The following is a 4796-nucleotide window of genomic DNA, read 5'->3' as shown; positions in this document are numbered from 1 at the left end:
CTGACTCTGGGTGGTTCCTTTGTTGTTGCTCACGGATTTCCCCATCCCAAAGTGAAAGAAACTTTTAATCAGGCCAGGGAGGTAGCACAATATATTGACGTCAGTCCAAAACTGGCATTAGTCCTGTTCGGTTTGCTTACGTATTATTTTAATATAGAAGATTACCAAAGAGTTGATGAGGTTTCAGACAATATGATGATTTTAGCAAAGGATAAGGAAAATGGACATTGGTTTGAAATGTTTTCAACTCAAATAGTGGGTTGTTCTAATACTATAAAAGGAGAATTTGAAAAAGCAAACAGATCTTACAATCGGGTTCTTGAAATATTTGATCCTTCTTTACCATTTTCCTGGGAACTAACATCCACCGGTTATTTGGAAGTTGGCGCCAAAGGCTGGCAGATGGTTTGTCTTCAGGTATTGGGCTATATGGATCAGGCCAAAAATCTAGCTGAACAACATCTATTATATAGTGAAGATCATAAGGATTCTATGACGCTTTACCACATCTATACCTTCCCCTCATTGTATGGATTGGAGGCAAGAGAATGGACAATGGCTGAAGAAATAATGGAACAATATTTGCCCATCGTAAAAGCATTTGGAGATCCCATTTTTACACTTACAGCAGAGGTATATTATAATATAGCCAGGGCATTCCAGGGAGACAGATCGGCTTTTGATAAAGCTGTAACCCTAATCAATGTGTGCTTTGATGTCGGTTTTAAAGCGTTTGCTGTTTCATTATCACCCTATATTGGTGAAAAGTATTTCCTTATTGGGGAATATGAATCTGCTTTGAGTTGGATTGAAAAGATTTTGGATCATGTAAATAAGACGGGGTCTCGTATACATAATGCCGAATTGTTCAGGATAAAAGGACTTACTTTACAGGCTATGGACGAACCCGATGAAACCGTAGAAAAAATCCTAGAGCAAGCGCTAAAACTTTCAAGAAAACAAGCTGCAAAAACATTTGAACTTCGTTCAGCCAGGGATTTGGCCCGAATTTGGCAAAAACAGGGTAGAGCAGAAGAAGCATACGACCTTTTAAAAGGCGTTTACAATTGGTTTTCGGAAGGTTTTGACTCAGTTGATCTATGCGAGGCAAAAATACTACTGGAAGAACTTAACAGTGAATTATCTTAAACGATTTTATGATAAAGTACGGGAGACAAAATTAAAGACCCCCTCATTGTAAAGAGCAACAGATATCACCTTGGTCGGTGCGAGCGTGACGCTCGCACTAGCTCCTGGGTGACATTTTTTTATAAATCGTTTAACATCTTCTGCTGAGAGGAAGTTCGGGTACGACATTAGCAGTAACTGCACAGGTAAGTGACCTTCGTGAGCGGGATGCAATTCATAATAATGTTGATTGAGCTTGAACCCGGTTCTTTCATAAAAATTTATTCTCTGTTGGTTGATGTTGGAATTTGGCAATTCAACTTCTAAAAGAATTGGTTTGTCAATGCTTTTCATAAATTTTTCAAGAATTAGCTTTCCGAACCCCCTATTCCTTTGTTGTGGTGTGGTCGCAAAATGTTCTATGTATCTAAGTGTTTTAAAATCCCACCACAAGAGAAACCCAATAAATTCGTTATTATTGATAATAATATCAAAATTATATTTCGGGTTCATCATAACTCGGGCCCGGGCATCCTCCGATCTTCGCTCATCCAGAGGAAATGCGGCCTCATAAAGCTCCCTAGCCATTAAGAATAACTTATTTGAAGTATTTTCAAGTTTTAACTGTTTCATTGGGTAGCTTGCTGCCAAAGGTTTGGTTATGATTTAGGCGTGGAATCGTCCGCCCTGTCGCGCCAATGGCGTGGAGGGCTATTCCTCAGAGAATTCAAATTGGTTATTTGTTTTATTTTTCATTTTTTGCGGTGTCGTCACGCCTAATTATGGGGTGTTGCGAGCAGTATTTTTTATAAATATTCCTTTAAATATCCACTATTCTCTAGAAAAGATTCAAAGTCCTTAATATTCAAAATCTCGCTAAGGGCTTCGTTTTTATCTTTAGATTTGGAATAATAAGCTTTGCAAATCTCATAACCTATCCAGTAGCCTAAGTCTCTGGGGCGCCCATCTTTTAAACCGCTTGAGCCATATAACCATCCGTGATATCCGGTATCATTCATAATTTTTACGAATTCTTTGCACAACTCCTCTTTATTGGAACGTCCAAATTTGAAATTCTCGCCATTTGGTGTTGAATTGATAATTAATTCCGCAACGAAATCAGCACTTCCTTCTGTAATACTTTGTTCTAACAAGGTATTCCTATTCTCAGGGTAATTTTGGTTATAATGTATTAACTCATGAGCTACAATACCCGGGATATATTCAATTGATTTTTGCATTTCAACTCCAATGATCAATCCACTTTCTTTGGAGGTGCCACCAGAGTTAAAGGCCCCTATTACAAAATAGGTTGGGGGGTAAACTGCATCAGGATATATCTCTTCCAAATTGGAGTAGTATTGCATTATTTGGGAAACGCAAGAATCCATTTTAAAAGAGTTTTCTCGAATAGCCTTATAATCTTCATTTTTTTTCTTTGCTGTTTTGCGTAAATTTTTAGGACTTTCAATTCTATATTTTATGAAATCCTTCAGGCCCTGACTTCCTTCATTCAGATATTCTTTAAATGGATTGCCACCTTGATCTATTTTATCAAAAGCCTCCCAAAATCTTGGGATATCAGTTGAGATAAACTGAGCGTTTTCAGGTTTCTCTGGATAGCCATTTTGGCCAAAACACAAACCTGAAAAAAGGCAGAGAATTAAAAAAAGAGATGGTGTTTTCATAGAATTTCATTTATTGCTTCCAACGCTCTAGCTAATTGCAGTATGGCGTTTAGCCCATATTGACATTTTAGCTATTGTTGGTTGTAGCTTTTATTTTCTGGCCTGACTAAGTTGGTGTAATCCCTCTTCTACGCTTAAAGTTGGTTTGTATCCTAATATCCTTCTTGCTTTTGTATCATCGATAGAAAACTCATTTCCCATTATATGTACAATAATAGAAGTCATAGGAGGATTTCCTTTTAAGCTAAAAGTCTTCCAAATAAATTCAAGGAAATTGGCCGTTAGTAAAGCCATTTTTTTGGGAATGCGTAAGTTCCCCATTTCCATAGTGTATCCTTTTATCAATTTCCTCATAAATTCGCGAACTTCAACTTTTTCATTATCATTCACAAGAAATACCCCATTAGCTTCATTATTCTTCAGGGACAATAAAATGGCAGTGATTAAATTTTGAATGTGACAAGTAGCAAGATGGTGAAGTGGATCTCCGATTGTGGGAAAACCTATTTTGGTAATTGTATTTCTAAATTCGTTCATAATTCCCATCCCTTCTCCCCAAACTACCGGAGGCCGTAAAATAATTACTTGTATCTCTTTATTTCTCTTTAGGATTTCACTTTCAGCCAGCAATTTTGATTTGAGATAATTGCTTTTAATCATAGATTTCGGTTGATACTCTTCCGTAATTTCTATCAATGGTTTTCCATCTAACGCAATTGCCGCTGCACTAATATATATAAACTTTTTAACCTTCGCCTCAATTGCAGAATCAATTAATTCTCTTGTAGCCTTTACATTTACCCCATAGAATTCGTCAAGATCTCCAACGAATTTTATTTTAGCTCCAGAATGTACGATAGCATCAATGCCCTTTAATTTGTTTTTAAACTCTTGTACGGCCAGTAAATTCCCACTTACAGGATTAGCACCTAAATTGTTGATTAACTGAATAGCTTTTTCACTTCTTGCCAAGCAGTAAATTTCATGCTGTCCTTTTACTAATTCTTTGATGAGTGATATTCCGACAAAACCAGAACCACCAGTAATAAATATCTTCATGATTGGAATATTCAAATTGACTGAATTATTTATCTTAATTCTCTATTTATATCATATTTTTTAGTTGCCACAAACAAGCGGATATAGTTATTAACTATATCTCACTTATGTAAACTAAGTTAATATATCTTCATTACACACAAAGATTATTAGTGACGAGTTATACTACATCATATTTTATTCTATGTGTACACATTAGATAGAGCTAAAGATGTCACCTTGGTCGGTGCGAGCGTGACGCTCGCACTAGCGGAGGGATTTTTAATTGTTTTTGCTGCTAACGTTCTCGTGTATGAGCCGTTTTTTAATGACTTATACGCTTTGTTGGCGGTAGTTTTTCATTATTATTTTGAAGTTTGCCAGCTTCCTCCATAAATTTAATTTGCTGTTTATTCGCACTCCATCCTTCTACCTTAATTTTCTCTATATTATTGTTTATATATTTCTTAAAGCTTTCAGTATAACCTGGCGCAATATTATTTACCCACCAAGTTTGTACCCCTGGGAACAAGAGCCACCAATAAACAGCCTCATCCCAGCCTTTCCATAATTCTTCATCAAGGTCATTATTTTCCCATTTTCTATATCCAGACTCTAATGTTATAAAAATATAATATAGAAAATTATTAAACCTATAATATTCATTTGCTGGTAGCTTAGACTTCGCAGCTAATCCCTTAGGTACAATTAGAGATAATTCTTGGTCCTGAGCCATCATTTTCACAAACTCTGAACGCTCTTTTGTAATAAGGTCGATTGCATCACTTTTGGCCTGACTTCTACTATTTCTTATCTGGATGCTTAAATATATTAACGAGGCAACTACGGCAATAGCAGCTACTATTTCAGCTAAAAGATAAATTTGTTCTAAGGTCATCTTCTATTGTTTATTGAACTTTGTTAATTACCGCCAACGGTATT

The 4796-nt window shown here is 36.2% G+C and carries 5 protein-coding genes; 1 reads left to right on the top strand and 4 read right to left on the bottom strand.

All coding sequences use genetic code 11. The annotated features are described in order from the left end of the window. Positions 1 to 1149: hypothetical protein (locus Q0X66_RS15445; protein WP_297707942.1), on the top strand; the 1149-nt coding region annotated here is incomplete at its 5' end. Between the two features lie 6 nt (positions 1150 to 1155). On the opposite strand, the gene Q0X66_RS15440 is transcribed toward Q0X66_RS15445, so the two are convergent. From Q0X66_RS15440 to Q0X66_RS15425, 4 genes are all read right to left on the bottom strand, one after another. Further along, positions 1156 to 1761, bottom strand: a complete 606-nt coding sequence (locus Q0X66_RS15440) for a GNAT family N-acetyltransferase (protein ID WP_297707940.1) — start codon at positions 1759 to 1761, stop codon at positions 1156 to 1158. Positions 1762 to 1934: 173 nt separating this feature from the next. Continuing rightward, entirely contained in the window at positions 1935 to 2816 is an 882-nt protein-coding gene (locus Q0X66_RS15435) for a DUF2268 domain-containing putative Zn-dependent protease (protein ID WP_297707938.1), read from the bottom strand. 90 nt (positions 2817 to 2906) lie between these two features. Next, positions 2907 to 3875 carry an NAD(P)-dependent oxidoreductase gene (locus tag Q0X66_RS15430; RefSeq protein ID WP_297707936.1) on the bottom strand — a complete coding sequence of 323 codons (969 nt, stop codon included), beginning with the start codon at positions 3873 to 3875 and terminating at the stop codon, positions 2907 to 2909. A 304-nt stretch (positions 3876 to 4179) separates the two neighbouring features. Continuing rightward, complete coding sequence (locus tag Q0X66_RS15425; RefSeq protein WP_297707934.1) at positions 4180 to 4752, bottom strand: hypothetical protein; 573 nt, start codon at positions 4750 to 4752, stop codon at positions 4180 to 4182. Between the last annotated feature and the right edge of the window lie 44 nt (positions 4753 to 4796).

This window comes from uncultured Eudoraea sp., assembly GCF_947260015.1.
GTDB lineage: Bacteria > Bacteroidota > Bacteroidia > Flavobacteriales > Flavobacteriaceae > Eudoraea.
The sequence above is the reverse complement of the archived record's forward strand: the minus strand, read 5'-3'. Positions and strand labels throughout refer to the sequence as shown.

Excerpts from the sequence above, each read along its gene's own strand:
- Q0X66_RS15440 (WP_297707940.1), bottom strand. The coding sequence starts at position 1,761 with ATGAAACAGTTAAAACTTGAAAATACTTCAAATAAGTTATTCTTAATG.
- Q0X66_RS15425 (WP_297707934.1), bottom strand. The coding sequence starts at position 4,752 with ATGACCTTAGAACAAATTTATCTTTTAGCTGAAATAGTAGCTGCTATT.
- Q0X66_RS15435 (WP_297707938.1), bottom strand. The coding sequence starts at position 2,816 with ATGAAAACACCATCTCTTTTTTTAATTCTCTGCCTTTTTTCAGGTTTG.
- Q0X66_RS15430 (WP_297707936.1), bottom strand. The coding sequence starts at position 3,875 with ATGAAGATATTTATTACTGGTGGTTCTGGTTTTGTCGGAATATCACTC.